This is a genomic window from Pseudomonas sp. DSV-1 (assembly GCF_035830915.1).
Lineage (GTDB): Bacteria > Pseudomonadota > Gammaproteobacteria > Pseudomonadales > Pseudomonadaceae > Aquipseudomonas.
In genome coordinates this window covers 1,601,563-1,627,987 of sequence record NZ_JAYMYG010000001.1, presented here as the reverse complement: position 1 = coordinate 1,627,987, position 26,425 = coordinate 1,601,563, and the positions used below count along the sequence as shown (strand labels likewise).

21 protein-coding genes are annotated in these 26,425 nt (G+C 58.8%); 9 read left to right on the top strand and 12 right to left on the bottom strand.

The window, feature by feature from the left end; translation table 11 throughout:
* Positions 1 to 59: 59 nt before the first annotated feature.
* The 4 genes from VSQ83_RS07720 (at position 60) to VSQ83_RS07705 (ending at position 3,611) form a co-directional block, all read left to right on the top strand.
* A complete protein-coding gene (locus tag VSQ83_RS07720) occupies positions 60 to 1,391 on the top strand; it encodes a TRZ/ATZ family hydrolase (protein WP_326425916.1) in 1,332 nt (443 codons plus the stop codon).
* A 63-nt stretch (positions 1,392 to 1,454) separates the two neighbouring features.
* Positions 1,455 to 2,153 carry a bifunctional 2-polyprenyl-6-hydroxyphenol methylase/3-demethylubiquinol 3-O-methyltransferase UbiG gene (gene ubiG / locus VSQ83_RS07715; protein WP_133077099.1) on the top strand — a complete coding sequence of 233 codons (699 nt, stop codon included), beginning with the start codon at positions 1,455 to 1,457 and terminating at the stop codon, positions 2,151 to 2,153.
* 3 nt (positions 2,154 to 2,156) lie between these two features.
* Positions 2,157 to 2,828 carry an N-acetylmuramic acid 6-phosphate phosphatase MupP gene (gene mupP, locus VSQ83_RS07710; RefSeq protein ID WP_326398250.1) on the top strand — a complete coding sequence of 224 codons (672 nt, stop codon included), beginning with the start codon at positions 2,157 to 2,159 and terminating at the stop codon, positions 2,826 to 2,828.
* A gap of 42 nt (positions 2,829 to 2,870) precedes the next feature.
* The gene (locus tag VSQ83_RS07705) at positions 2,871 to 3,611 is read left to right on the top strand and encodes a YciK family oxidoreductase (RefSeq protein WP_133077097.1); all 741 of its coding nucleotides are present in this window, start codon (positions 2,871 to 2,873) and stop codon (positions 3,609 to 3,611) included.
* 80 nt (positions 3,612 to 3,691) lie between these two features.
* Here VSQ83_RS07705 and VSQ83_RS07700 read toward each other — a convergent pair whose 3' ends face one another.
* From VSQ83_RS07700 to VSQ83_RS07670, 7 genes are all read right to left on the bottom strand, one after another.
* Positions 3,692 to 4,477 (bottom strand): TenA family transcriptional regulator, encoded by a 786-nt coding sequence (locus tag VSQ83_RS07700; protein WP_326425914.1) that lies wholly within the window; start codon positions 4,475 to 4,477, stop codon positions 3,692 to 3,694.
* A gap of 46 nt (positions 4,478 to 4,523) precedes the next feature.
* Positions 4,524 to 6,983, bottom strand: a complete 2,460-nt coding sequence (locus tag VSQ83_RS07695) for an EAL domain-containing protein (RefSeq protein ID WP_219261610.1) — start codon at positions 6,981 to 6,983, stop codon at positions 4,524 to 4,526.
* A gap of 161 nt (positions 6,984 to 7,144) precedes the next feature.
* The gene (locus tag VSQ83_RS07690; protein WP_219261611.1) at positions 7,145 to 8,926 is read right to left on the bottom strand and encodes an ABC transporter ATP-binding protein; all 1,782 of its coding nucleotides are present in this window, start codon (positions 8,924 to 8,926) and stop codon (positions 7,145 to 7,147) included.
* A 34-nt stretch (positions 8,927 to 8,960) separates the two neighbouring features.
* Complete coding sequence (locus tag VSQ83_RS07685) at positions 8,961 to 9,596, bottom strand: DsbA family protein (RefSeq protein ID WP_133077094.1); 636 nt, start codon at positions 9,594 to 9,596, stop codon at positions 8,961 to 8,963.
* Position 9,597: 1 nt separating this feature from the next.
* Positions 9,598 to 10,536 carry an oxygen-dependent tRNA uridine(34) hydroxylase TrhO gene (trhO, locus tag VSQ83_RS07680; protein ID WP_133077093.1) on the bottom strand — a complete coding sequence of 313 codons (939 nt, stop codon included), beginning with the start codon at positions 10,534 to 10,536 and terminating at the stop codon, positions 9,598 to 9,600.
* Between the two features lie 113 nt (positions 10,537 to 10,649).
* Positions 10,650 to 10,946 (bottom strand): BolA family protein, encoded by a 297-nt coding sequence (locus VSQ83_RS07675; protein ID WP_019826801.1) that lies wholly within the window; start codon positions 10,944 to 10,946, stop codon positions 10,650 to 10,652.
* 11 nt (positions 10,947 to 10,957) lie between these two features.
* Positions 10,958 to 11,473 (bottom strand): DUF2059 domain-containing protein, encoded by a 516-nt coding sequence (locus VSQ83_RS07670; RefSeq protein WP_095036428.1) that lies wholly within the window; start codon positions 11,471 to 11,473, stop codon positions 10,958 to 10,960.
* Between the two features lie 192 nt (positions 11,474 to 11,665).
* Between VSQ83_RS07670 and VSQ83_RS07665 the strand changes: the two genes are divergently transcribed.
* Positions 11,666 to 13,057, top strand: a complete 1,392-nt coding sequence (locus tag VSQ83_RS07665) for a class II fumarate hydratase (protein ID WP_133077092.1) — start codon at positions 11,666 to 11,668, stop codon at positions 13,055 to 13,057.
* A gap of 97 nt (positions 13,058 to 13,154) precedes the next feature.
* Here the strand turns inward: VSQ83_RS07665 and pap are convergent, their stop codons facing one another.
* Complete coding sequence (pap, locus tag VSQ83_RS07660) at positions 13,155 to 14,660, bottom strand: polyphosphate:AMP phosphotransferase (RefSeq protein ID WP_133077091.1); 1,506 nt, start codon at positions 14,658 to 14,660, stop codon at positions 13,155 to 13,157.
* Positions 14,661 to 14,799: 139 nt separating this feature from the next.
* Here pap and mnmC point away from each other — a divergent pair, with 139 nt between their 5' ends.
* The 4 genes from mnmC (at position 14,800) to VSQ83_RS07640 (ending at position 21,921) form a co-directional block, all read left to right on the top strand.
* Complete coding sequence (mnmC, locus tag VSQ83_RS07655) at positions 14,800 to 16,779, top strand: bifunctional tRNA (5-methylaminomethyl-2-thiouridine)(34)-methyltransferase MnmD/FAD-dependent 5-carboxymethylaminomethyl-2-thiouridine(34) oxidoreductase MnmC (RefSeq protein ID WP_133077090.1); 1,980 nt, start codon at positions 14,800 to 14,802, stop codon at positions 16,777 to 16,779.
* Between the two features lie 409 nt (positions 16,780 to 17,188).
* Positions 17,189 to 18,961: an N-acetylglutaminylglutamine amidotransferase gene (locus VSQ83_RS07650; RefSeq protein WP_133077089.1), complete on the top strand. Its 1,773-nt coding sequence runs from the start codon at positions 17,189 to 17,191 to the stop codon at positions 18,959 to 18,961.
* Positions 18,962 to 18,964: 3 nt separating this feature from the next.
* Positions 18,965 to 20,710: an N-acetylglutaminylglutamine synthetase gene (ngg, locus tag VSQ83_RS07645; RefSeq protein WP_326425912.1), complete on the top strand. Its 1,746-nt coding sequence runs from the start codon at positions 18,965 to 18,967 to the stop codon at positions 20,708 to 20,710.
* A 23-nt stretch (positions 20,711 to 20,733) separates the two neighbouring features.
* On the top strand, positions 20,734 to 21,921 hold the full coding sequence (locus tag VSQ83_RS07640; RefSeq protein WP_019828486.1) for an osmoprotectant NAGGN system M42 family peptidase: 1,188 nt from the start codon (positions 20,734 to 20,736) through the stop codon (positions 21,919 to 21,921).
* Between the two features lie 109 nt (positions 21,922 to 22,030).
* Here the strand turns inward: VSQ83_RS07640 and cysG are convergent, their stop codons facing one another.
* From cysG to VSQ83_RS07620, 4 genes are read right to left on the bottom strand one after another with little or no spacing between them, the layout of a single operon-like run.
* Positions 22,031 to 23,425 (bottom strand): siroheme synthase CysG, encoded by a 1,395-nt coding sequence (cysG, locus tag VSQ83_RS07635; RefSeq protein WP_133078178.1) that lies wholly within the window; start codon positions 23,423 to 23,425, stop codon positions 22,031 to 22,033.
* Positions 23,426 to 24,706: a serine--tRNA ligase gene (gene serS / locus VSQ83_RS07630; protein WP_326425910.1), complete on the bottom strand. Its 1,281-nt coding sequence runs from the start codon at positions 24,704 to 24,706 to the stop codon at positions 23,426 to 23,428.
* 15 nt (positions 24,707 to 24,721) lie between these two features.
* Complete coding sequence (gene crcB / locus VSQ83_RS07625) at positions 24,722 to 25,096, bottom strand: fluoride efflux transporter CrcB (protein WP_133078176.1); 375 nt, start codon at positions 25,094 to 25,096, stop codon at positions 24,722 to 24,724.
* Positions 25,093 to 26,418, bottom strand: a complete 1,326-nt coding sequence (locus VSQ83_RS07620) for a replication-associated recombination protein A (protein ID WP_048350824.1) — start codon at positions 26,416 to 26,418, stop codon at positions 25,093 to 25,095. Before VSQ83_RS07620 ends, crcB begins: the two co-directional genes overlap by 4 nt.
* Positions 26,419 to 26,425: the final 7 nt, after the last annotated feature.

The window sequence follows — 26,425 nt, the reverse complement described above, 5'->3', positions numbered from 1 at the left end:
ACCCATAAGACGCTCGGGTATACTTCGCCTCCTTTTACACGCACTGGAAACTGTTTTCGATGCCGACTCCGACCCTGCCCCTGGACTTATTGCTGCTACCCACCTGGCTGGTGCCTGTAGAGCCGGCCGGTGTCGTACTCAAGGAGCATGGCGTAGGCATTCGGGACGGACGCATTGTTTTCATAGGTCCGCGCCAGCAGGCCCTTAAGCTCACGGCCATCGAAACCCGCGAGCTGCCTGACATGCTGCTCAGCCCCGGGCTGATCAATGCCCACGGCCACGCCGCGATGACACTGTTCCGCGGCATGGCGGATGACCTGCCACTGATGACCTGGCTGGAACAGCATATCTGGCCCGCAGAGGCCAAATGGGTTGATGAAGACTTCGTGCGCGACGGCACCAACCTTGCGATCGCCGAGCAACTCAAAGGCGGTATCACCTGTTTCAGCGACATGTACTTTTTCCCGAAAGTTGCCAGTGAGTGCGTACACAAGAGCGGGATTCGCGCGCAAATCGCCATTCCGATTCTCGACTTCCCGATCCCCGGCGCCAGCAACACAGACGAGGCCCTGCGCCAGGCCGTCGAGCTGTTCGCCGACCTGAAGTTCCACCCGCGGATCAAAATTGCTTTTGGCCCCCACGCGCCCTACACCGTCGGCGACGAAAACCTGGAAAAAATCCGGGTCATCGCCGATGAACTGGACGCAGCCATTCACATGCACGTACACGAAACCGCCTTTGAAGTGCATCAGGCCGTCGAGCAGCATGCCGAGCGCCCCGTCGCCCGCCTCGCACGCCTGAGCTTGCTGGGCCCGCGCTTCCAGGCCGTACACATGACCCAGATCAGCGATGACGACCTGGCAATGCTGGTAGAAAGCAACTCCAGCGTGATTCATTGCCCGGAGTCCAACCTGAAACTGGCCAGCGGCTTCTGCCCGGTGGAGCGCTTGTGGCAAGCAGGTGTCAATGTGGCGATCGGCACCGACGGTGCCGCCAGCAACAATGACCTCGACCTGCTCGGCGAAACCCGCACTGCAGCCCTGCTGGCCAAAGCCGTCGCAGGGTCGGCCACCGCACTGGACGCGCACCGCGCACTGCGCATGGCGACACTCAACGGCGCACGCGCCCTGGGCATTGAAAACGACACTGGCTCCATAGAAGTCGGAAAAGCCGCTGACATGGTTGCATTTGACCTCAGCGGACTGGCCCAACAACCGGTCTACGACCCCGTCTCACAGCTGATCTACGCCACAGGCCGAGAGTGTGTGAAACATCTGTGGGTTGCAGGCAAACAACTACTGGACGACCGGCGCCTGACCCGACTGGACGAGCAACAGCTCAGCACAACAGCCAGGTCCTGGGGTGAGCGCATAAGCGGCCATACTCATTGATTCAGTACCTTCGGGCCTGCGCCCGGAGCTTTACCAGATTATTAGGCTTTAGAGGATTTACCCATGAGCAACGTTGACCACGCCGAGATCGCAAAATTCGAAGCGCTAGCCCATCGCTGGTGGGACCGTGAAAGCGAGTTCAAGCCGCTGCACGACATCAACCCGCTGCGCGTCAACTGGATTGACGAGCGCGTGCAACTGGCCGGCAAAAAAGTCCTCGACGTCGGTTGCGGCGGCGGCATTCTCAGCGAGTCCATGGCTCAGCGCGGTGCAACCGTGATGGGTATCGACATGGGCGAGGCCCCACTGGCTGTTGCGCAACTGCATCAGCTTGAGTCCGGCGTGAGTGTTGAATACCGCCAGATCACCGCCGAAGACCTGGCCATCGAAATGCCCGAGCAGTTCGATGTGGTCACTTGCCTTGAAATGCTGGAGCACGTACCTGACCCGGCCTCCGTGATTCGCGCCTGCTACCGCATGGTCAAACCCGGCGGCCAGGTGTTTTTCTCGACCATCAACCGCAATCCGAAGTCCTATCTGTTCGCGATCATCGGCGCTGAATACATCATGAAGCTGATCCCCCGCGGGACCCACGACTTCAAGAAGTTCATCCGCCCCTCCGAACTGGGTGCCTGGAGCCGCCAGGCCGGACTGAGCGTCAAGGACATCATCGGCCTGACCTACAACCCGCTGACCAAACACTACAAGCTGGCGGCCGACGTTGACGTCAACTACATGATCCAGACCCTTCGCGAGGAGTAACACATGCGTTTAAGAGCAGTTCTTTTTGACATGGACGGCACCCTGCTCGACACCGCGCCGGACTTTATCGCGATCTGTCAGGCCATGCGGGCTGATCGCGATCTGCCCCCTATCGCAGACAAGCTGATACGCGACGAAATTTCCGGGGGGGCGCGCGCCATGGTGGCGGCCACCTTCGGCATGGACCCGCAGGCGCCAGGCTTCGAAGACTTGCGCCTGGAGTTCCTTGAGCGCTACCAGCGCGATTGCGCGGTGCATACCAAGCTGTTTGATGGCATGGAAGAGTTGCTGGCCGATATCGAAAAAGCGCACCTGGTGTGGGGCGTCGTCACCAACAAGCCCGTACGTTTTGCGCAGCCGATCATGGAACGACTGGGCCTGGCACAACGGTCGGCCCTGCTGATCTGCCCGGATCATGTCACCCACAGCAAGCCCGATCCCGAGCCGCTTATCCTGGCCTGCAAAATGCTCGACCTCGACCCGGCCAGCGTGCTGTTTGTGGGTGACGACCTGCGCGACATCGAGTCCGGACGGGACGCCGGAACCAAAACTGCCGCCGTGCGCTTTGGTTATATCCACCCTGACGACAATCCCGACCACTGGGGTGCCGACGTGGTGGTCGACCACCCGGGCGAGTTGCGCAAAGTGCTGGATAACGCGATGTGCAGCTGCTGACAAGCGCCAGCTGACGATCCTAGATTTTTGTTGAGGTTTGATATGTTTGATTATTCCGCCCGCCCCAACCTGCTTCAGGACCGGGTCATTCTGGTCACCGGTGCTGGACGTGGCATCGGTGCTGCGGCTGCCAAGACCTATGCCGCTCACGGCGCAACCGTCCTGCTGCTGGGCAAGACCGAGGCCAACCTGAGCCAGGTTTACGACGAAATCGAAGCCGCGGGTCATCCTGTACCGGTCGTCATCCCGTTCAATCTCGAAACCGCCCAGCCCCATCAATACGATGAGCTGGCCGCCATGATCGAAAACGAGTTCGGCCATCTTGACGGGCTGCTGCACAACGCTTCGATCATTGGCCCGCGCACGCCGCTGGAGCAGTTGTCCGGCGAGAACTTCATGCGCGTGATGCACATCAACGTCAACGCCATGTTCATGCTCACAAGCACCCTGCTGCCACTGCTCAAGCTTTCCCAGGACGCCTCGGTGATCTTCACCTCCAGCAGCGTGGGCCGCAAAGGCCGTGCTTACTGGGGCGCTTATGGTGTATCGAAGTTCGCTACCGAAGGCTTGATGCAAACCCTGGCCGACGAAGTCGAGAGCGTCGCTCCGGTGCGCTCCAACAGCATCAATCCTGGCGCGACCCGCACCAGCATGCGCGCGCTGGCATATCCGGGCGAAAACCCTGAAAACAATCCTGAACCGCACGCGATCATGCCGGTTTATCTCTACCTGATGGGCCCGGACAGTACCGGAATCAACGGTCAGGCTTTCGACGCGCAGTAACAACGCCTCAAACAAAAACCGCAGCCTGCATGTGAATGCAGCCTGCGGTTTTTTTACCCGTGAAATCTGGCACTGGGCATTCAGCTCTCAACCAACTCACGACGTCCACGCACAGCAACCGCATTGTCGAGCTGCAAGCAACTTTGCAAAAACAGGTATATGTAGTCGTAACTCTTGCAAATCGCCTTGCGCAGATCGTCAATCAACTCCTGACCAGGGTTCATGCCTGCCAGCGTACATATGATTTCAAGCGCTTCCCAAGGATGCTCATCATCATACTGGGCATGCATCTTCAGCCATTTCATCGCGCGTTTGCGCCCCTCGAGCGGAAACGACTCTTCGTAGATATTCTTTGAACACACGACGGCCGCCCACTCACCCACCGCACCTTCAATGGCGTAATTGGTCGCTGCCATGGCCACGGCCAGTGAATCCGTTGCACAGGTATGCCAGCACCAATCGTTGAGGGCCTGGAATTCAGCGGGAAGGTCCTGCGCGTTCAGCTCTTCAAGGCTCACGCCATGCGCCCGAGCCCAGTACACCCAGTAATCAGCATGGTTGAGCTCGACCCGAATATTGCGGATCAGCCAGCGACGCGCCATGTCCTCACCGGGATGACGCCCATAACGGGTTTTCCCAAGGTTACGTCCCATATACAACGAGAACTGCTCGACGACCGGCCAGCCGCCAATCAGGTACGTTCGCATGGCCCGTGGACTCAGGGTGTTATCACGCATGCGCTTGTATATTTCGTGCCCGACAGCCCGGCGCTTGCTCTCGCTGCAGTCGCGAATCAACTGCTGCGCCCACTGCGGATAACTGGCCTCTTCCATGAGAGGCCCTGCCCGGTTAAATACAGTAATCACAATCCAAATCCTTTTTGAGAAGAGACTTCAGAAACTGTACAACACCTCAACGTAAAGTTCCCGGCAACTTCAATGTCAAAGATCTGGATCGCACAGGGCGCTTTAATAAACTGTCAAAGGTAAACAACTGCGGACGCTGAACTATATAGCCCTGCGCATAATCAACTCCGATTTCAATCAACGCCTGCTCGATTTTCGTGCTTTCAACAAACTCTGCAATGGTGCGTTTACCCATGACATGGCCAATATGATTAATAACTTCAACCATGGCCCGGTTGATTGGATCATCCAGCATGTCCTTGACGAAACTGCCATCAATTTTCAAAAAGTCGACGGGCAAATGTTTCAAGTATGCAAATGACGACATACCGGCACAAAAGTCGTCCAACGAAAAATGACAACCCAACGCCTTGAGATCATTAATAAATCGGATGGCACTGCCCAAGTTTGCAATGGCGCTGGTTTCGGTTATTTCAAAGCAGATCAGTTTGGGCGACACGCCATAAAAATCAAATTGCTCATGCAAGAACTCCAGGAAATCGTCATCCCCAATGGTCGAACCTGACAAGTTGATGGCACACATTGCCATCGGCTGTCCGTCCGCCTGGGCTGAACATTCGGAAATGACCCTGAATACATTTTCGACTACCCAGCGGTCGATCAGGCTCATCAACCCATAACGTTCGGCGGCGGGAATAAAACTGTCAGGAAAAATCATCCGCCCGCTTTCATCCTGCAACCGCAGCAGAATCTCGATGTGCCCGCCGCCTTCCTGCACCTCCCCCAAGGGCGTGATTTCTTGTGCATAGAGGCTGAAATGGTTTTCTTCCAGCGCCACATGCAAACGCTGCACCCATGCCATTTCACCAAAACGCAACGAAAGCTCGGTGTCATCCACGTGATAGACCTGCACCCGGTTGCGGCCCTTCTCCTTGGCCATATAACAGGCCATGTCCGCAGCGCGCATCAACCCTTCCAGGGTCGCGGGGGGTTGATGGATGTGTACCAGGCCAATGCTGATGGTGCTCATGAACGGTCGCCCCTTCCAGGCAAAATGCAGGTTTTGCACCGACTGGCGCAAACCTCCCGCTATTTTTTCTGCCATATCGACCGGGCAGTTTTCCAGCAGGATGCCGAACTCATCCCCTCCCAATCTCGCCAGGGTGTCGCCTTCGCGCAACCCGGCTCGCAGCAACACACATATATGTCGTAACAGCTCATCACCTGCCGCGTGGCCGCAGGTGTCATTGACCAGCTTGAACTGGTCAAGATCGAGAAACATCAGTGCATGCCGGCCTTGTTGTCGGCCCAGATTCTTCAGCACCAACTCCAGACGGTATTCAAACTCACGGCGGTTGGCCAAACCGGTTAGCCCGTCGTGGGTGGCTTGCCAGGACAGGTTGGCGATGTATTGACGCTCCTGGGTCATGTCATGCAGCACCAGCACCGCACCGCTCACCTCCCCCCCGTGGAGGATAGGTGCACCCACCAGCGTAACCGCGACGGTACTGCCATCCATTCGCTGAATCTGCCTGGAATGCTCGCGGCTGTTACCCAGCTGGCCGCTGAGAATACGATCAATCAGCTTGAAGCCGTCGTCCTGATCATTGTCGTCGAGCAACTTGAACAGCGCCGCGAGGGTGACGCCTTGTGCCTGCTCGGACTTCCATTGGGTCAGTTGCTCGGCCGCCGGATTCAGGTAGGCAATGGCACCATTCACGTCGGTCGTTATGACGCCGTCGCCAATGGACTGAAGCGTGATTTGTGCCCGTTCTTTTTCCAGCTGCAGCGCTTCTGCAAATGCCCGACTCTGAGCAAGTACTTTATGAGTCCGCTTGAGCACCAGAAGGATCAGCCCCAGGGCTGTGGCTAAATTGATGGCGACCAGCAACTGCCAGATAAAACGCGACCCCTCACCCAGAGCATCGCTGAAAGCCTTGGCCGCCGGTGCAATACCTTCATTGATGGCAAAGATATTGTCTTCCCAGCGCTTGACGTCCACTTCACTGACCGGGCCGCCAAGCAATGCCTGATGCATATCTTGAGCCAGCTCATCGAGTTGAATGAGGTAAGCATCTCCCAGGGTCCACTTCTCAATGGCCGTTTTCATATAACTGACGTTACGGAAGTAGCGGTAGAACCAAATGATGCTGGAAGCATCTTGCTCACTGTTACCGCCTTGCAAAATACCTTCTCGGGCAGAGGCTACATCAGGGGGAGATTGATCCATCGCAAGCCGCAGTTTGTGGCCGCCCTGGGGGACACTTATAGCCTGCTGATATTTGCTGAAGTAAAGCGGATTTTGAGTATCGGAATACAAGTGGAGGAAGTAGATGGCATCTTTCTGGCCCTTGGACCACAAACTTTCGCCCCCTACATAACTGCGCACTGCAGAGAGCATATACAGACTCACACACCCCAATAGCGCCTGGAAAAGCACGACGGCAATAAAGGGCCAAACAATGCCCAGCAAGCGTGGTGTCCCATGGGGGCGTTTTGATTTCATGAGTTTCCTTGCTTCATGGCGTCGGATGAAAACCAGAGAGAAAATCTCACTACAAATCAGCCTAGGCCAATTTTCAAAAACCTGAGCAGTGCGTGTTGCCCGAAACCGACAAAAAACCCGAACCTGGACAGCCCCCTGCCCTTTAAAGACAACCGCTTGTATCAAGTTTGTTGAAGATGCCCGTAGAGCTTGGCGTAAAGCCCTCCCTCTGCAATCAATTGCTGGTGACCGCCTTCTTCAGCAATGCACCCACCATCAAACACCAGCACTCTGTCTGCCTGTTTTACCGCAGACAAACGATGAGCGATGATTAAAGTGGTACGCCCGCTCAAGAATTTTCCCAAAGCGTGATGCAAGTTGTATTCGGTGGCCGCATCCAGGGCGCTGGTCGCCTCATCCAGGATCACGACCTTGGGTTCGGCCAGCACCATCCGTGCAATGGCCAGACGCTGGCGCTGACCACCCGACAATCGCACGCCTGAACGCCCGACAATACTGTCCAACCCTTGGGGGAGCGTGCGAATGGTGCCGTCGAGCTGGGCGATTTCCAGGGCATGCCAGCACGCCTCATCCGTTCGCTCACGGCCCATTGTGAGATTGGCGCGCACGGTATCGTTGAACAACGAGGGATGTTGCAGCACCACCGCGACATGCTCGCGAATGGTCTGCAGACCGATTTCTGGCTGGCTCGCACCTGCAAAGTGGATGCTCCCCGACTGCGGCGTATACAGCCCGAGCAACAGTTGCACCAACGTGCTTTTTCCCCCGCCACTGGTGCCCACGATGGCCACCTTTTCGCCCGGAGCAATGGTCAGGTTCAGATGATCCAGCACTTTTTCATCGCCATAGCTGAAGCTCAGGTCGCGCACCTCGATACCCACGGTCTGGCGGCCCAGAAACGGATTAACACCTGCTGGGTATTGCGGCTCGTCGCTGCGTGCCAGTAACTGGTTGATTCGCGTCACGGCACCGTCGGCGGCGTAGAACGCATATTGCAAGTTAAGCAACTGCTCGACGGGCCCGATCATGAACCACAGGTAGCTGAACACGGCGAGCATCTGGCCAATGGACAAATCCGAAAACAGCACCGTGAGCATCGCAGCGGCGCGAAAAATATCGATACCAAACTGGAACAACAACCCGCTGGCACGATTTGAAGCATCGCTCTTCCATTGCGAAGCCACGGCAAAGTCCCGGACTTCCCGCGCACGCAACCCCAGACGACCGAGGAAAAAGCCCTGGCGGTTACCCGCACGGACCTCTTGAATCGCGTCCAGTGTCTCGGTCAATGCTTGAGTGAAACGCGCCGTACTGTCGTTTTCGAGTTTTTTCAGATGCTTGACCCGCTTGCCCAATTGCACCGTGGCGTAGATCACCAGCGGGTTGAACAGCAAGATCAGCAGAGCCAGTTGCCAGTGCATCCATAGCAAAATCGCCGAAGTTCCCACCAGCGTGAGCATGGCCACCAAAAACCGGCTCAAGGTTTCGCCGACAAACTTGTCGAGGGTTTCGAGATCGGTGACCAGATGGGTGGTCACCGTGCCACTGCCCAGGTTTTCATACTCAGCCAAGGATATACGCTTCAAACGCTCAATCAGGCGTAAGCGAATGCGAAACACGATGTCCTTGGCCAGGCGTGAAAACAGACGGGCCTGCAGGACGTTAAACAGCAATGCCCCACAGCGCAGCATCAAAGTAATGGCCAGCATGAGGCCAATGTAGCCCGCTGCACTTTGCCAGGCTGTCGGTAGCCAGTGGTTCATGACTTTCAGCGCTGCATCACCGTTGCCCAGCAACACTTCGTCCACCAGCAAGGGCAGTAGCAACGGGATGGGGACGCTGCACAGCGTAGCCAGCACGGCCACGCCGTTGGCAATCCACAGTGCTTTTTTATGGCGCAAGGCCAGGCGACGGATTTCAGCCCAGGTCAGGCGATCCGTCACAGGGGACGAGGGCGAGGACTGCACCGCAGAAGGGTCAAACACGCGTAGCGCGTTCAAGCCAACGGGCAAGCAGGTCAGACAATGGCTCAAGTGGCTGATAGCCATTGGTCAGCAAGGCCAGTTGACCGTTACGCTCGGCGAGCAACGTCGGAAAACCGGCAATTCCCAGGTCTTGTACCCAGGTAAAATCGGCACCCGTGGCCGTATGTTGTTCGGCCGAGTCAAAGGCGGCAGCAAACTCGATACGCGGCACCCCTGCCGTTTCAGCGAGCTCAACCAGCACACTGGCCTGGGTGACATCGCGCCCTTGCACATAAAAGGCCTGCTGAATCAGCTTGACCAGCCGCCAGGCGCAATCGGGCGCAAGACTGCGTGCCGCCACCACAGCCCGGCAGGCAGGTTCGGTGTCATACACAAAACCGTCCGGCAAGGCACCGTCGAAATTGAAGGTTTGCCCGGTAGCTTCTGTGACCGCCTGCCAATGCTCAAGGATGTAGCGTCGCGTGGCGGGCTCAAGCGCCGAGCCACTGCCAGTGCGCAATCCACCCACCACCAGGTGCAACTCGACGCCTGCGGCCTGCGCCTGCTCAACCAGCGCTTCGGCGATGGGCGAAAAGCCCCAGCACCAGGAGCACATAGGGTCCATCACATAGAGCAGGCGCGCTGTCATATCAGGCCTCGGCAGCTTTACGGTAGTTGTGGCCAATCGGGTGCGGCTGGTTACGTTCCTTGGCCAGGTCGATCTGCTTTTGCCGATCAATTGCGCTGCGACGGGTTTTCTCGCTCAGCGTGTCCCAGCAATGGGGGCAACTGATGCCGGGCTGATAGTGCTCGGACTCACGATCCGCGATGCTGATCGGCGTGCGGCAGGCATGGCACTGGTCGTACTCGCCGGCACTCAGGTCATGGCGCACGGTGACGCGGTTATCGAATACGAAGCAGTCGCCCTGCCATTTGGTTTCTTCCTGCGGCACTTCTTCGAGGTACTTCAGGATTCCGCCTTTAAGGTGGTAAACCTCGTCAAAACCCTGGCTGAGCATGTAGCTCGACGCTTTTTCACAACGAATGCCGCCGGTGCAGAACATCGCGACTTTTTTGTGCTTGGCCGGGTCGAAATTGGCTTTGATGTAGTCAGGAAATTCGCGAAAGCTGGTGGTCTTCGGGTCAATGGCACCTTCAAACGTACCGATCGAGACTTCGTAGTCGTTACGGGTGTCAATCAGCAACACCTCTGGATCGCTGATCAGCGCATTCCAGTTCTCGGGGTCGACATAGGTTCCGACTTTCTTGTTCGGGTCTACGCCTTCAACGCCAAGGGTAACGATCTCTTTCTTGAGCTTGACCTTGGTCCGATAGAACGGCTGGTCATCGCAGTAGGATTCTTTGTGGTCGATATCGACCATGCGCGGATCGTTCTTGAGCCAGGCCATCAGCCCGTCAATGCCTTCACGAGTTCCGGAAACCGTGCCGTTGATGCCCTCTTCGGCAATCAGCAGGGTGCCCTTGATGCCGTTGGCGACCATGGCATTGAGCAGCGGTTCACGCAGTTCAACGTAATCTTCAAGGGTGACGAATTTGTACAGTGCAGCTACAACAATTGGCGCGGTCATCGTGTTTCTCTCCAGGTGGCTACCCTCGCAAAGGGTGAACCGGATGCAAAAAAAACGCGCCGGCTAAGCGGCGCGCTGCGGATTCTAGCAAAAAGCAGGTGTATTACACCAACTCAGTGCCCACCGCCAGCACAGGTCGGCGATGCCGGGGCCGTGCCGATTTTTGCCCATTCCTCAGGCGTGTACGTGTGCAGGGCCAGCGCATGGAACTCGCCCATCAGGTCACCCAGGGTGGCATAGACCTTCTGGTGACGCTTGACGCTGTTGAGCCCGGCGAACTGCTCGCTAACCACCACCGCCTTGAAGTGGGTCTGCAACCCGCGACTGTGCATGTGGCTTTCATCCAGCACACTCAGGTGCTCAGGTTGCAACGCGCTGAGCGTCGATTCGATACGTTGCTGCATGTCCATTCAGGCTCCGCTTACTTCTTCTTGGCCGGGGCCGCTGCTGGCTCCAGCTCGGCGGTCATGTCGGCCAACAGCTTGTTGACGACCGGCACTGCGCTTTCCAGTTTGGCCTGGGTCATTTGTGCCGATTGCTGGGTCAGCTGCGGCATTTTTTCCAGGACTTTCTTGCCCAGTGGAGACTGGTAGAACGCTACCAGGTCCTTGAGCTCGGATTCGGTGAAGTTGGTGGTGTACAGCTTGACCATGTCCGGCTTGAGTTTATTCCAGCCGATGGCCTGGTCCAGAGCGGTGTTGGCTTTGGCCTGGTAGGTTTCCAGCAGGGCTTTCTTGGAGGCTGGCGCTTTGGTTTGCTCGAAACGCTGAGCGAACATTTGCTGCACTTGCATATACACCGGGGTACCCAGCTTATCGGCATGTGCCAGTTTCAGGAACGTTTCAGCACTGGCAGCGTGGCTAGCTGCATCGGCGAAAACCTGGCCGCTGGCGCAAACCAGAGCAACCGCTGTACAGATGGCGCGAAGACGGGTCATCGAGTTTCCTTTTCTAGCAAGCGAGGTTGAACCCCAAGGGCGGTCATTCTGCGCCTAATAAAGTGTGTCACTCAACCCCGAGTCTGATAGACGTTCTCATCATCTGACCAAAAGCATTAAAAACATCAGATTGAACCCCCGGTGCAAACCAGCGCCTAAGCTGTCTGGTCAGACCTATAGGAGAAAGAGCCGATGAGCCGTATCGAAACCGACAGCCTGGGTGAAGTAAGTGTGGCCGATGAGGCTTATTGGGGCGCTCAGACTCAACGATCGCTGATCAATTTCGCCATCGGCAACGAAAAGATGCCCCTGGCCGTGTTGCACGCCCTGGTGCTGATCAAGAAAGCCGCTGCCCGGGTCAATAACCGCAACGGCGACCTGCCCGCCGACATCGCCCGCCTGATCGAACAGGCCGCCGATGAAGTACTCGACGGTGAGCACGACGACCAGTTCCCGCTGGTCGTCTGGCAAACCGGCAGCGGCACGCAAAGCAACATGAACGCCAACGAAGTGATCGCCGGCCGCGCCAACGAGCTGGCCGGCAAAGGCCGGGGCGGCAAATCCCCGGTCCACCCCAATGACCACGTCAACCGTTCACAAAGCTCCAATGACTGCTTCCCGACCGCCATGCATATCGCCACCGCCAAAGCGGTACACGAGCATTTGCTGCCCGCGATCAGCGAGCTGTCAGGCGGACTGGCCGAGTTGTCGGCGCGGCACATGAAACTGGTTAAAACCGGCCGCACCCACATGATGGACGCCACACCCATTACCTTTGGCCAGGAGCTTTCAGCCTATATCGCCCAACTCGATTACGCCGAGCAAGCCATACGCTCAGCCATTCTGGCGGTGTATGAACTGGCGCAAGGGGGGACGGCGGTAGGGACCGGACTCAACGCGCCACACGGCTTTGCCGAAGCGATTGCCGCTGAGATCGCCGCATTGTCCGGATTGCCATTTATCACGGCGCCAAACAAGTTTGCTGCACTGGCGGGGCACGAACCCCTGACCACCCTCTCCGGCGCACTCAAAACCCTGGCCGTTACCCTGATGAAACTGGCCAATGACTTCCGCTTGCTGGGTTCTGGCCCGCGTGCCGGGTTGGCCGAGATCAAGCTGCCAGCCAATGAGCCGGGCAGCTCGATCATGCCGGGCAAGGTCAACCCGACCCAGTGCGAAGCCCTGTCGATGCTGGCCTGCCAGGTGATGGGCAATGACGTGACCATCGGCTTTGCTGCAAGCCAGGGGCACCTGCAGCTGAACGTCTACAAACCGGTGATCATTCACAACCTGCTGCAGTCGATTCAGTTGCTGGGGGACGGTTGCGTCAACTTCCAAAAACACTGCGTCACCGGCCTTGAAGCCGACGCCGAAAAAATGGCCGAGCATCTGGAGCGCGGCTTGATGCTGGTGACAGCGCTCAACCCGCATATTGGCTACGACAAGTCGGCCGAGATTGCCAAAAAAGCCTACGCCGAAGGACTGACCCTGCGCGAAGCGGCATTGGCGCTGGGCTATCTGACCGATGCCGAGTTCGATCAGTGGGTACGCCCGGAAAACATGCTGGGTGCTGGCAAGCACTGAAACGTCGCCCTGTAGCCGCTGCCGAAGGCTGGGAGGGACTTGCAGGGGCATCAAGAAAACGGGGGGCTTCGCCCCCCTTCGCAGCCTTCGGCAGCGACTACTTTTTGCGTTTCTTGTCGCTCTTCTCGAATGCGGCTTCCAGCGCCTCGTTGATCGTGCGCAACACTTTGACCCGCGCCCAGCGCTTGTCATTGGCTTCAACCAGTGTCCAGGAGGAAATCTCGGTGCTGGTGCGGTCAACCATGTCGCACACTGCCTTGCGATACACATCCCACTTCTCACGGTTGCGCCAGTCTTCCTCGGTGATTTTGAAGCGCTTGAACGGGATTTCTTCACGCTCATGAAAACGCTCAAGCTGGACATCTTTATCAATCGCCAGCCAGAACTTGACGACAATCACGCCCGCAGCACGCAACTGCTCCTCGAAGTCATTGATCTCACCATAGGCGCGCATCCAGTCAGCCGGGGTGCAAAAGCCTTCGACCCGCTCCACCAGTACCCGCCCATACCATGAGCGATCAAAGATGGTGAACTTGCCGCGCCCCGGAATCTGTCGCCAGAAGCGCCACAAGTAGGGCTGTGCGCGCTCATCTTCAGAAGGCGCAGCAATCGGCACGATATTGTACTGACGCGGGTCAAGTGCCGCCGCCACGCGCTTGATCGATCCGCCCTTGCCTGCCGCATCGTTGCCTTCAAACACCGATACCAACGCATGACGACGCATCCGCTTGTCGCGCATCAATCCCGACAAGCGTGCCTGCTCGGTGATCAACTGTTCCTGATAATCGTCTTTTTCCAGATGCTGGGTCATATCCAGGCAGTCGAGCAGGCTCAAACCGTCCTGGGTTTCAGTCAACGGCGCGACATGGGTGGCGCGCACTTTTGTTTTGGGTTCATTCAGCGCGGCTTGCAGACCCTCAAGCAGAATCTTGCCCACTGTCAGGCTGCGGTAATACGGATCGACACCCTCAACGATGTTCCAGGGCGCGTAGTCACGGCTGGTTCGACGAATCACACGCTCGCCAAACCGTACGAAGCGATCGTAGGTTTCTGACTGTTGCCAATCCAGTGGGCTGATACGCCAGCTATGCAACGGGTCATCCTTGAGTGCCTTGAGACGGGCTTTCATCTGTTTCTTGGACAAATGGAACCAGAACTTGAAAATCACCGCCCCTTCGTTACACAGCATTTTTTCCAGACGTTCCGCGCCATTGATGGCCTGATCGAGCACGGCATCCTTGAAACGACCATGAACCCGGCCCTGCAGCATCTGGCTGTACCAGTTACCGAAGAACACCCCCATGCGACCTTTGGCCGGTAACTGGCGCCAGTAGCGCCAGGCGGGCGGGTGCGCCAACTCTTCATCGGTTTGCTGATCAAAGGTTCGCACTTCAATCAGCCGCGGATCCATCCACTCACTCAGCAGCTTGACCGTCTCGCCTTTGCCGGCGCCTTCAATACCATTGATCAACACGATGACAGCCGAGCGCTTCTGCTGGTGGAGATCGTATTGAGCTTCAAGCAACGCTTCGCGTAAGGCGGGAACTTCCCTGTCGTAGGTTTCTTTATCGATGGCATGACCGATTTCAGCGGATTCGAACATAGAAAGCTCCCTGGCAAGATTTCACAAGCCTAGCGGATTGCGTCTAAACGTGTAGGAACAACACTCACAAAACTGTCATGGATCAGTCGCACCGCTGCTGATCCGCTAGAATGGCCGTCTTACCGCTGCCGAGCCGCACATGACTACTGAAATGCCCAATGCCCAGATTGACTGGGATGACCAAGGTCGCCCCCATTCGCGGGTGTTTGATGACGTGTACTTTTCGGACAAGTCCGGCCTGGAAGAAACCCGTTATGTCTTTATCGAGCAGAACGCACTCGCAGAGCGTTTCGCAACTTTGCCCGCCAATGCCCAGTTGGTGATTGGCGAGACCGGCTTCGGCACCGGCCTGAATTTTCTGTGCGCCTGGCAGTTGTTTGAACAAACGGCACGGCCCGACGCCCGCCTGCACTTCATCAGTGTCGAGAAGTACCCGCTCACCCGCCAGGACCTGCAGCGGGCCCTCGCCCTGTGGCCCGAACTGACGCCATTCAGCGATCAGTTGCTGGCGGCCTACTTTGCGATTCACCCGGGATTCCAGACCCTGAGCCTGGACAATGGCCGGGTAACCCTCACGTTATTGATCGGTGACGTGCTGGAACAACTGCCGCAACTGGACGCGCAAGTCGACGCCTGGTTTCTCGATGGCTTCGCTCCGGCAAAAAACCCCGAGATGTGGACACCCGAACTGTTCGCGCAACTGGCGCGCCTGGCAGCTCCCGAGTCCACCATCAGTACCTTCACCAGCACCGGCTGGGTGCGCCGGGCGCTGAACGAAGCGGGTTTCAAGATGCGCCGCACGCCTGGGATCGGTCATAAATGGGAAATCCTGCGCGGCACTTTTGTCGGGTTGCCTGACAGCGTGACCGCGACACCCGGCGTCAAACCCTGGTTTGCCCGCCCGCCTCAGGTACAAGGCCCACGCAAAGCGTTGGTCATTGGTGGCGGCCTGTCGGGTTGCGCCAGTGCCAACAGCCTGGCCCGCCGCGGTTGGCAGGTGGTTCTGCTGGAGCGCCATGGGCGGCTGGCCAAGGAAGCATCGGGTAATCCACAGGGCGTGCTGTACCTCAAGCTGTCGGCGCACGGTACAACCCTGTCGCAGTTGATTGTCAGCGGATTCGGCTACACCCGTCGCCTGCTGGAACACCTGCAACGCGGGCGTGACTGGGATGATTGCGGCGTTCTGCAATTGGGCTTCAATGCCAAGGAAGCCCAACGCCAGGCCCAACTGGCCGCGGCATTTCCACCTGAGCTGGTGCATCTGGTGGATCAGCCCCAGGCACAAACGCTGGCCGGAATAGAACTGGCTCACGGCGGGCTGTTCTATCCCGAGGGAGGCTGGGTTCACCCGCCCGCACTTTGCCATTACCAGACCTTGCACCCCAATGTTCAGGTCTTGACGCACCATGAGGTGTTGCAACTGCACAAGGTCGATGACCAGTGGCAAGCCTGTCAGGACGACACACTACTGGCTCAAGCACCGGTGGTAATTCTTGCCGGTGCTGCAGAGGTCAAGCGTTTCCCGGCCAGCAGCGACTTGCCGCTCAAGCGCATTCGGGGACAAATCACTCAGCTGGTTGAAACCCAGAACAGCGCCGTGCTTAAAACGGTGGTCTGTGCCGAAGGATATGTGGCCCCCGGCCGCCTGGGTGAGCACACGCTGGGTGCCAGTTTCGACTTTCATAACGAAGACCTGACCACCACCCCCGAGGGGCATCAGGGCAACCTCGACCTGCTACAGGAAATATCCCCGGACCTTGCCCATCGACTCGGTGACGAGCAACTCGATCCCCATACCCTGCAGGGTTGGGCTGCCTTTCGTTGCACCAGCCCGGACTATTTGCCGATTGTTGGCCCACTGACGGACCCGGAGCAGTTTGCAAGTGCCTATGCCGTTTTGCGCAAGGATGCCCGCCAGGTGCCAGACACGCCCTGCCCCTGGCTCGCAGGCTTGCATATCAACAGCGGCCACGGTTCCCGAGGGCTGATTACCGCGCCGCTGTCCGGTGAACTACTGGCGGCCTGGATCAACAATGAGCCTCTGCCCCTGCCACGGGTTGTGGCCGAAGCCTGCCTGCCAAACCGTTTCGGTCTGCGAGCGCTGATCAAAGGGTTATAGCCTTAGTGCTGGCCGGTTAACGGCAGATTTCTGCCCCCTTACGTTAACCGGCAGCCCATTGATGGATGGCATTGCTCAACAGCAATCGTTGAGGATGCCTTGTCGCCTATCCAGAGGTGCATAAAGCCCTGGTCAACCCCCTTGAAATACCCTGCCTTGCGCCCCGTGCAAACGTCTGCTTGATCAACCTCCTGTAAGTTTTATTGAACGATCCGGGCCTCAGTTACTCGATAAAACACGGTCGTTTACCGCGCCGCGGGTATCTTTTGCCCTGCGCCGCACGGGCTGGCGATGGCGCCTGACGCTTCATCGCCCCTTTAAAACCGGGCCCAAGCGCTACATGGCGTCTCGCAAAGACGCTGACTCAACCTGTAGCACCACATGCCGAAATACCAAGGATTTAAACACCATGTGCGGATTAGCTGGAGAGTTACGTTTTGATCAACACCCTGCCGACCTGGCAGCCATCGAACGCATTACCCACCACCTGGCCCCCCGTGGACCTGATGCCTGGGGTTTCCACAGCCAGGGGCCGATAGCCCTCGGCCACCGCCGTCTGAAAATCATGGATTTGTCGGACGGCTCCGCTCAACCGATGGTTGACAGCCAACTGGGCCTGTCACTGGCGTTCAACGGCGCAATCTATAACTTCCCCGAATTGAGAGCCGAGCTTGAACACCTCGGTTATGCCTTTTACTCCGACGGCGACACTGAAGTGCTGCTCAAGGGCTATCACGCCTGGGGTGAAGCGCTGCTGCCCAAACTCAATGGCATGTTTGCGTTTGCCATTTGGGAGCGCGACACCCAGCGCCTGTTTATCGCCCGCGACCGTTTGGGGGTTAAGCCTCTTTACCTGTCACGTACCGGGGAACGTTTGCGCTTTGCCTCCACCCTGCCCGCGCTGCTCAAGGGCGGCGATATCAATCCGATGCTCGACCCCGTGGCACTCAATCACTACTTGAATTTCCATGCCGTGGTGCCCGCGCCCCGCACGCTGATTGCCGGGATTGAAAAATTGCCTCCCGCCACCTGGCTGCGTATCGATGCCAACGGTCATACCGAGCAGAAAACCTGGTGGACCCTGCCCTACGGCCCCCATGCCGATGAACTCGACTTGACCCTCGAAGACTGGCGCGACCGCGTTCTGGACAGTACCCGCGAAGCTGTGGCTATTCGCCAACGTGCGGCAGTGGATGTCGGCGTGCTGCTCTCGGGCGGGGTTGACTCCAGCTTGCTGGTGGGTTTGTTGCGCGAAGTGGGCGTACAGGACTTGTCGACCTTTTCCATCGGCTTTGAGGACTCGGGCGGCGAGCGCGGCGATGAGTTCCAGTATTCGGACTTGATCGCCCGGCATTACGGCACCCGCCATCACCAACTGCGCATTGGTGAGCACGAAATCATTGAGCAACTGCCTGCGGCCTTTCGCGCCATGAGCGAACCGATGGTCAGCCACGACTGCATCGCGTTTTATCTGCTGTCGCGTGAGGTGGCCAAGCACTGCAAGGTGGTGCAGAGCGGCCAGGGCGCCGACGAACTGTTTGCCGGGTATCACTGGTATCCGCCCGTCGATGCCGCCGACGACCCTTATGCCGCTTACCGCGAAGCGTTTTTTGATCGCAGTTACGACGAGTACAAGGCCACGGTGCAGCCGCAATGGCTGACGGCCAATGATGCGGCCGGGGATTTTGTACGCGAGCACTTTGCCCAGCCAGGCGCCAGCGCGGGGGTGGACAAAGCCCTGCGACTGGACAGCACGGTGATGCTGGTGGATGACCCGGTCAAACGGGTCGACAACATGACCATGGCCTGGGGCCTTGAGGCCCGTACACCGTTTCTGGATTACCGTCTGGCCGAACTCTCGGCACGTATTCCGGCGCGGTTCAAATTGCCGGACGGCGGCAAGCAGGTACTCAAGGAAGCGGCGCGGCTGGTGATCCCAAGCGAAGTGATCGACCGCAAGAAAGGTTACTTCCCGGTGCCTGGTCTCAAGCACTTGCAGGGCGACACGCTGAACTGGGTCCGTGACCTGCTGCTGGACCCGAGCCAGGATCGAGGGCTGTTTCAGCCAGCGATGCTTGATCAGCTGCTGACCCACCCACAAAGCCAGCTGACGCCTCTTAACGGTTCAAAGCTATGGCAACTGGCAGCCTTGAACCTGTGGCTGAGCGAACAAGGAATCTGATCGATGAAACCCCTCGCTACGGCTTACAGCCAGCGTCTGTTGCGTGGTCAAACACCGTCCTACGAACGCCTGCAAGCGCGCCTGGCCGAAGACGGCAGCCCACTCGACGCACAACCCGTGGCCGTGCATTGCGGCTGGGGGCGGTTGCTGATCGGGCATACCTTTCCCGACCCCGCCAGCCTGGCCAACGAGTTGCTCAACGAACAACCCGGTGAGCGCGATATCGCGCTGTATGTGGCGGCGCCGCAGCAAGTGCTGGCCCAGTCGCCACAACAGTTGTTTCTCGACCCTTCGGACACCTTGCGCCTGTGGTTTACCGATTACCGCCCGGCTACCCGCGTGTTTCGCGGGTTCCGGATCCGCCGGGCACAAAGCGAAGCGGACTGGAACTCGATCAACACGCTGTATCAGGCGCGCTCGATGCTGCCCATCGACCCGGCATTGCTCACCTCCCGAGATCAGGGCGGGCCGGTGTACTGGATGGCCGAGGATGAAGACAGCGGCGCGGTGATCGGCAGCGTCATGGGCCTGAACCATCACACCGCGTTCCACGACCCGGAAAACGGCAGCAGCCTCTGGTGCCTGGCAGTGGACCCCCACTGCTCGCGGCCCGGTGTAGGCGAAGTGCTGGTCCGGCATTTGATCGAACACTTCATGAGCCGCGGCTTGAGCTACCTCGACCTGTCGGTGCTGCACGACAACGCCCAAGCGAAAAGCCTCTACAGCAAACTGGGCTTTCGTACCCTGTCGACCTTTGCCATCAAGCGCAAAAATGGCATCAACCAACCGCTGTTTCTCGGCCCCGGGCCTGAAGTCGGGCTCAACCCCTATGCCCGAATCCTGGTCGAAGAAGCCTTCAAACGCGGTATTGATGTGCAAATTGACGACGCGCCCGCCGGACTTTTCACTCTGAGCCACGGCGGACGACGGATTCGTTGCCGCGAATCCCTGAGCGATCTGACCAGCGCCATCAGCATGAGTCTGTGCCAGGACAAATGCCTGACCCACGCAGTGTTGCACCAGGCGGGACTGAGTGTGCCCAGCCAGCAATTGGCCGGTAATGCCGACGACAACCTGGGCTTTCTTGAGCAACACACGCGGGTGGTGGTCAAACCTGTGGATGGCGAGCAAGGCAATGGCGTGGCGGTGGATCTGGACAGCCTCGAACAGGTGCAACTGGCCATCGAAGCAGCGCGTGCATTCGATAGCCGGGTGCTGCTCGAAAGCTTCCACGAGGGGCTCGACCTGCGAATTGTGGTGATCGGCTTTGAGGTCGTGGCAGCCGCCATCCGCCGTCCTGCCCAGGTGACGGGTGATGGCCTGCACACGATCCATCGACTGATCGAAGCACAAAGCCGACGCCGTCAGGCCGCCACTGCGGGTGAAAGCCGCATCCCGCTGGACGCAGAAACCCGGCGCACCGTACAAGCCGCTGGCTATGAGTACGACAGTATCTTGCCCGCAGGCCAGGTGCTCGCCGTGCGCCGTACGGCCAATCTGCACACGGGCGGTTGCCTCGAAGATGTGACCTCCGTGCTGCACCCGGCGCTGGCCGACGCGGCCATTCGCGCCGCCCGGGCGCTGGATATTCCCGTGGTCGGCCTGGACTTGATGGTGCCTGCCGCCGACCAGCCCGTGTACGTATTTATCGAAGCCAACGAACGGGCCGGGCTCGCCAACCATGAGCCACAGCCGACCGCCGAACGCTTCATCGATTTACTCTTCCCCCACTGTCAGCCTGCTCTCTAGCTGACCGGCCCTCAGGAGCTTTTATGAATCGCACCCTCCCTGAACCCGACCTCGACTACCTGCAACGGGTACTGCTGGAAATGCTCGCCATCCCCAGCCCCACCGGGTTTACCGACACCATCGTGCGCTATGTCGCCGAACGCCTCGATGAGCTGGGGATTCCCTTTGAGCTGACTCGACGCGGCACTTTGCGCGCGACCCTCAAGGGCCAGAAGAACAGTCCTGACCGTGCCGTTTCCGCGCATTTGGACACCATCGGCGCCAGCGTGCGGGCGATCAAGGACAACGGCCGTCTGGTCCTAGCGCCCGTGGGGTGCTGGTCCAGCCGTTTTGCTGAAGGCAGCCGGGTCAGCCTGTTCACTGACAATGGCGTGATCCGCGGCAGTGTCCTGCCATTAATGGCTTCAGGTCATGCCTTCAATACCGGGGTGGATGAGTTGCCGATCAGTTGGGACCACATCGAGTTGCGTCTGGATGCATATTGCGCGACCCGGGCCGACTGCGATTCCCTGGGGATCAATATCGGCGACTACGTGGCATTTGATCCGCTGCCGGAATTCACCGAAAGCGGCCATATCAGCGCGCGGCATCTGGACGACAAGGCCGGGGTGGCTGCACTGCTTGCCGCATTGAAGGCCATTGTGGACAGTGGCGAGCAACCGCTGATCGACTGTCATCCGCTGTTCACCATCACCGAAGAAACGGGCAGTGGCGCGGCCGCCGCATTGCCGTGGGATGTGAGCGAGTTTGTCGGAATTGATATTGCCCCGGTAGCGCCGGGCCAGCACTCCAGCGAGCACGCGGTAAGCGTGGCGATGCAGGATTCGGGCGGGCCGTATGACTATCACTTGTCGCGGCACCTGCTGCGCCTGGCCAGCGATAATGAACTGCCAGTACGCCGTGACATGTTCCGCTACTACTTCAGCGATGCCCATTCGGCCGTCACTGCCGGGCATGATATTCGGTGCGCCTTGCTGGCGTTTGGTTGCGATGCGACCCACGGGTATGAACGCACCCATATCGACAGCCTGGCGGCGTTGAGCCGATTGCTGGGGGCTTACATCCTGAGCCCGCCGGTTTTTGCCAGCGATGCGCAGCCGGCACAAGGCTCACTGGATCGCTTCAGTCATCAGATCGAACACGACGCGCAGATGGAAAGCGACACGCGAGTGCCGTCGGTGGAGAGTCTGGTGGGGGACAACCGGAACTGAGGCACAGCAGAAGCAATGATGGGAGCTGGCTTGCCTGCGATGCAATCAACTCGGTTTAACTGAAAAACCGCGCTGAAACCATCCCGAGCAAGCCCGCCCCACCATGCACCTAGACCTGCGACTGAGCGCCTTCAAACCACTTCAGTTTCTCACGCAGCAAAACCACTTCGCCCACGATCACCAGCGTCGGCGCATGAACTTCATGCTCCGCCACCAATGTTGGCAAGTCAGCCAGGGTGCCCGTAAATACCCGCTGGTTGGACGTAGTGCCCTGCTGAATCAACGCAGCCGGGGTGTCTGCCGAACGACCGTGCTTGATCAGCTCTTGGCAGATGGTCGGCAAACCCACCAGGCCCATGTAGAACACCAGGGTCTGTGCCGGAGAAACCAGATCACTCCAGGGCAAATTGCTGGTGCCGTCCTTCAGGTGGCCCGTCACGAAACGCACGGATTGCGCGTAATCACGATGGGTCAGCGGAATACCGGCATAGGCTGCACAACCGCTCGCAGCGGTGATGCCCGGCACGACCTGGAACGGTATCCCGTGAGCGGCCAGCTCTTCGATTTCTTCACCGCCACGACCAAAGATAAACGGATCGCCACCCTTGAGCCGCACCACGCGCTTGCCTTGCTTGGCCAGGTCCACCAATTGCTGGTTGATCTGGTCTTGCGGCACCGCATGCTCGGCGCGACGCTTACCGACATAAACGCGTTCGGCATCGCGACGGCACAACTCAAGAATTGCAGGGGCCACCAGGCGGTCGTAAAGGACCACATCAGCCTGTTGCATCAGTCGCAGCGCGCGGAATGTCAGCAGGTCCGGATCACCCGGCCCGGCACCCACCAGATAAACCTCACCGGTGGTTACGGTCGCCTGACCATTGATTTTGGCCAGCAGCAAACGCTCGGCCTCAGCGCCCTGCCCGGCCAGTTGGCGGTCGGCAATCGGGCCCTGGAAAACGTCTTCCCAAAAACCACGGCGCTGCTGTACATCCGGAAACAAGCCTTTGACCTGGGTGCGAAAACGAGCGGCAAGGCCCGCCAACTGACCGTAGGTCGAAGGAATCCAGGTTTCGATCTTGGCGCGAATCAAGCGCGCCAGCACCGGCGCATCACCGCCACTGGAAATGGCGATCACCAGCGGCGAGCGGTCGACAATTGCGGGGAAGATCACGCTGCACAAGGCAGGAGCATCCACCACATTGACGGGCACGCAGCGACGGTGGGCGTCAGCGGAGACCTGGGCGTTGAGTGGCTCATCGTCCGTTGCAGCAATGATCAGGACACACCCTTCAAGGTCAGCCTCAACATAGCCGCGCAGCACCTGTTCGCCACCGCTGCTGTTTATCAACTCGCACAACTGGGGCTCTATGGCGGGTGCAACCACCCGCAGCACGGCACCGGCATCGGCCAGCAGCCGGGATTTGCGCAAGGCAATCTCCCCACCGCCGACCACCAGTACACGGCTGCCACGCAGGTTATGAAACAGCGGCAGAAACTCCATTTAGCCGATGACCTCAATGCCGCCCATGTAAGGCTTGAGTACTTCAGGTACACGGATCGAGCCGTCTGCCTGCTGGTAGTTTTCCAGTACGGCTACCAGCGTACGGCCTACAGCCAGACCGGAACCGTTGAGGGTGTGAACCAGTTCAGGCTTGTTGGTTTCCGGGTTGCGGAAACGTGCTTGCATGCGACGGGCCTGGAAATCACCGCAGTTGGAGCACGACGAAATTTCGCGGTACTTGTCCTGGCTCGGGATCCACACTTCCAGATCGTAGGTTTTGACAGCGCTGAAGCCCATGTCGCCGGTGCACAACGCCAGGGCGCGGTATGGCAGTTCAAGCAATTGCAGGACTTTCTCTGCGTTGCCTACCAGACCTTCCAGTGCATCCATCGAGGTGGAAGGCTCAACGATCTGGACCATTTCAACCTTGTCGAACTGGTGCTGACGGATCATGCCGCGGGTATCACGGCCTGACGCACCGGCTTCACTGCGGAAGCACGGCGTGTGAGCCACCAACTTGATCGGCAGGGCTTTGTGCTCAACGATTTCGCCGGCAACGATGTTGGTCAGCGTCACTTCAGCCGTCGGGATGAGGTAGAAATCAGCTTCGCCTTCACGGCTGATCTTGAACAGATCTTCTTCGAACTTCGGCAACTGGCCAGTGCCTTGCAATGCAGGGGCCTGAACCAGATAAGGCGTGTACGCCTCTTCGTAGCCATGCTCACCGGTGTGCAGGTTGATCATGAACTGGGCCAGCGCGCGATGCAGGCGGGCAATCGGGCCGCGCAGCAGGGCAAAACGGGCACCGGACAGTTTGGCGGCGGTTTCGAAGTCCAGCCAGCCATGCTGCTCGCCCAGGGCCACGTGGTCCTTGATCGCGAAATCGAAGGCAGTCGGGGTGCCCCAGCGACGGATCTCGACGTTGTCGTCTTCGTCAGCACCTACCGGCACGGAAGCATCCGGCAGGTTGGGCAGGCCCAGCAGGATGGCGTCCAGTTCGGCCTGGATGGCGTCCAGCTCAACCTTGCCATTGGCCAGATCGCTGCCCATGGTTTCAACACTGGCCATCAGTGGCGCGATGTCTTCGCCGCGAGCCTTGGCCTGGCCAATGCTTTTGGAGATGGCATTGCGCTCGGCCTGCAGCTTCTCGGTCAGGGTCTGGACTTCCTTGCGCTTGGCTTCCAGCGCGTCGATGCGCGCCACGTCCAGCTTGAAGCCACGGGATGCCAGGCGATCCGCTACGTCCTGCAGGTTGCTACGTAACAGTTTGGAATCAAGCATGTCGGTTTCTCGTTATCAAAGTTTGGTCAGGGACAGGCCAGCCCACGTCGCGAGCAGCCCGCCGAATACGCTGAGGGCCGCGTAGCCCAGTGCCAGTGGCACCTGCCCGCTTTCAAGCAGGCGCACCGTATCCAGTGAAAAGGATGAAAAAGTGGTCAAGCCACCCAGGAAACCGACCATCAGCCCGGCGCGGACTTCAATCGGTACTTCCGGGCGTATCAGAAAAAGTCCGTACAGGACGCCAATCAGCAGACAGCCCACGATATTAACGGCCAACGTCGCGGTATAAAAGTGCCGCGGCCAATTGGCGTTGATCCAGTTTCCTGTGGCAAAGCGCAACAGGGTGCCCGCAATGCCACCCACCGAGACTGCAACCACCAATGGAATCACGGTTTTCTCCGCTGTTTGGGGCTGGCTCGATCGAGTGCGGCGAGGTGTTTAAGCTTTTCACCGATTTTAAGCTCAAGGCCTCGAGGGACAGGCTGATACAGGTTCAACGGCTCCAGCTCATCGGGGTAATAGTCCTCGCCAGCGGCATAAGCATCCGGTTCGTCATGGGCATAACGGTATTCGTCGCCATACCCCAGCTGCTTCATCAGTTTGGTCGGCGCGTTGCGCAAATGCAGCGGGACTTCGAGCGAACCATACTCGGCGGCGCTGCGCAGTGCGGCCTTGAACCCCATATACACCGCGTTGCTTTTGGGCGCGCAGGCCAGGTAGGTAATGGCCTGGGCCACCGCCAACTCACCCTCCGGGCTGCCAAGACGTTCTTGTACGTCCCAGGCCGACAGGCACAGGCTCAAGGCCCGTGGATCGGCGTTACCAATGTCTTCGCTGGCCATGCGCACAACGCGCCGGGCGATATACAGCGGGTCGCATCCGCCGTCGATCATTCGCGCAAACCAGTACAGGGCACCATCCGGATTGGAACCACGCACCGACTTGTGCAACGCCGAAATCTGGTCGTAAAAAGCTTCGCCACCCTTGTCGAAACGACGCTGGGTATCGCCCAGCAGGTTATGCAACAGATCGGTGCCGATTTCGCTGTGGTCTTCAGCCAGGTCCGAGGCGTTTTCCAGCAGGTTGAGCAAGCGCCGGCCATCACCGTCAGCCGCCCGCAGCAATATCTGGAAACCTTCATCGCTGAGGGTCAGGTCACGCTTGCCCAGGCCCTTGTCTTCCGTCAGCGCGCGTTGCACCAGCTTGTGCAGGGCCGCTTCGTCGAGGCTTTTGAGCACATAGACCCGCGCCCGCGAAAGCAATGCGTTGTTCAGTTCAAAGGATGGGTTTTCGGTGGTGGCACCGATAAAGATCAGGGTACCGTCTTCAACGTAGGGCAAGAAGGCATCTTGCTGTGACTTGTTGAAGCGATGCACTTCGTCGACAAACAGGATGGTGCGCCGGCCATACTGGCCCGCCTGCTGCTTGGCGATTTCGACGGCCTGGCGGATCTCCTTGACCCCGGCCAGCACCGCCGAAACAGTTTCAAAATGCGCATCCGACACTTCTGCCAGCAGTCGCGCCAGGGTGGTTTTACCCACCCCCGGCGGCCCCCAGAAAATCATCGAATGCAGCGCGCCCTGCTCCAGCGCTTCACGCAAGGGCTTGCCGCGAGCGAGCAGGTGTTCCTGACCGACGTACTCGTCCAGATTGGCCGCACGTAAACGGGCAGCCAGAGGCTGGGCAATCGGGGCACTTCGAAACAGATCCATGGGCAGC

What these genes read in the sequence shown, in the direction of transcription:
- mupP (WP_326398250.1), top strand. Translation starts at nt 2,157, where the DNA reads ATGCGTTTAAGAGCAGTTCTTTTTGACATGGACGGCACCCTGCTCGAC.
- VSQ83_RS07675 (WP_019826801.1), bottom strand. Translation starts at nt 10,946, where the DNA reads ATGGACATGCAGCAACGTATCGAATCGACGCTCAGCGCGTTGCAACCT.
- VSQ83_RS07720 (WP_326425916.1), top strand. Translation starts at nt 60, where the DNA reads ATGCCGACTCCGACCCTGCCCCTGGACTTATTGCTGCTACCCACCTGG.
- VSQ83_RS07685 (WP_133077094.1), bottom strand. Translation starts at nt 9,596, where the DNA reads ATGACAGCGCGCCTGCTCTATGTGATGGACCCTATGTGCTCCTGGTGC.
- VSQ83_RS07670 (WP_095036428.1), bottom strand. Translation starts at nt 11,473, where the DNA reads ATGACCCGTCTTCGCGCCATCTGTACAGCGGTTGCTCTGGTTTGCGCC.
- VSQ83_RS07650 (WP_133077089.1), top strand. Translation starts at nt 17,189, where the DNA reads ATGTGCGGATTAGCTGGAGAGTTACGTTTTGATCAACACCCTGCCGAC.
- VSQ83_RS07640 (WP_019828486.1), top strand. Translation starts at nt 20,734, where the DNA reads ATGAATCGCACCCTCCCTGAACCCGACCTCGACTACCTGCAACGGGTA.
- trhO (WP_133077093.1), bottom strand. Translation starts at nt 10,536, where the DNA reads ATGACCGCGCCAATTGTTGTAGCTGCACTGTACAAATTCGTCACCCTT.
- VSQ83_RS07705 (WP_133077097.1), top strand. Translation starts at nt 2,871, where the DNA reads ATGTTTGATTATTCCGCCCGCCCCAACCTGCTTCAGGACCGGGTCATT.
- VSQ83_RS07620 (WP_048350824.1), bottom strand. Translation starts at nt 26,418, where the DNA reads ATGGATCTGTTTCGAAGTGCCCCGATTGCCCAGCCTCTGGCTGCCCGT.
- ubiG (WP_133077099.1), top strand. Translation starts at nt 1,455, where the DNA reads ATGAGCAACGTTGACCACGCCGAGATCGCAAAATTCGAAGCGCTAGCC.
- mnmC (WP_133077090.1), top strand. Translation starts at nt 14,800, where the DNA reads ATGACTACTGAAATGCCCAATGCCCAGATTGACTGGGATGACCAAGGT.
- VSQ83_RS07665 (WP_133077092.1), top strand. Translation starts at nt 11,666, where the DNA reads ATGAGCCGTATCGAAACCGACAGCCTGGGTGAAGTAAGTGTGGCCGAT.
- serS (WP_326425910.1), bottom strand. Translation starts at nt 24,706, where the DNA reads ATGCTTGATTCCAAACTGTTACGTAGCAACCTGCAGGACGTAGCGGAT.
- VSQ83_RS07695 (WP_219261610.1), bottom strand. Translation starts at nt 6,983, where the DNA reads ATGAAATCAAAACGCCCCCATGGGACACCACGCTTGCTGGGCATTGTT.
- cysG (WP_133078178.1), bottom strand. Translation starts at nt 23,425, where the DNA reads ATGGAGTTTCTGCCGCTGTTTCATAACCTGCGTGGCAGCCGTGTACTG.
- pap (WP_133077091.1), bottom strand. Translation starts at nt 14,660, where the DNA reads ATGTTCGAATCCGCTGAAATCGGTCATGCCATCGATAAAGAAACCTAC.
- ngg (WP_326425912.1), top strand. Translation starts at nt 18,965, where the DNA reads ATGAAACCCCTCGCTACGGCTTACAGCCAGCGTCTGTTGCGTGGTCAA.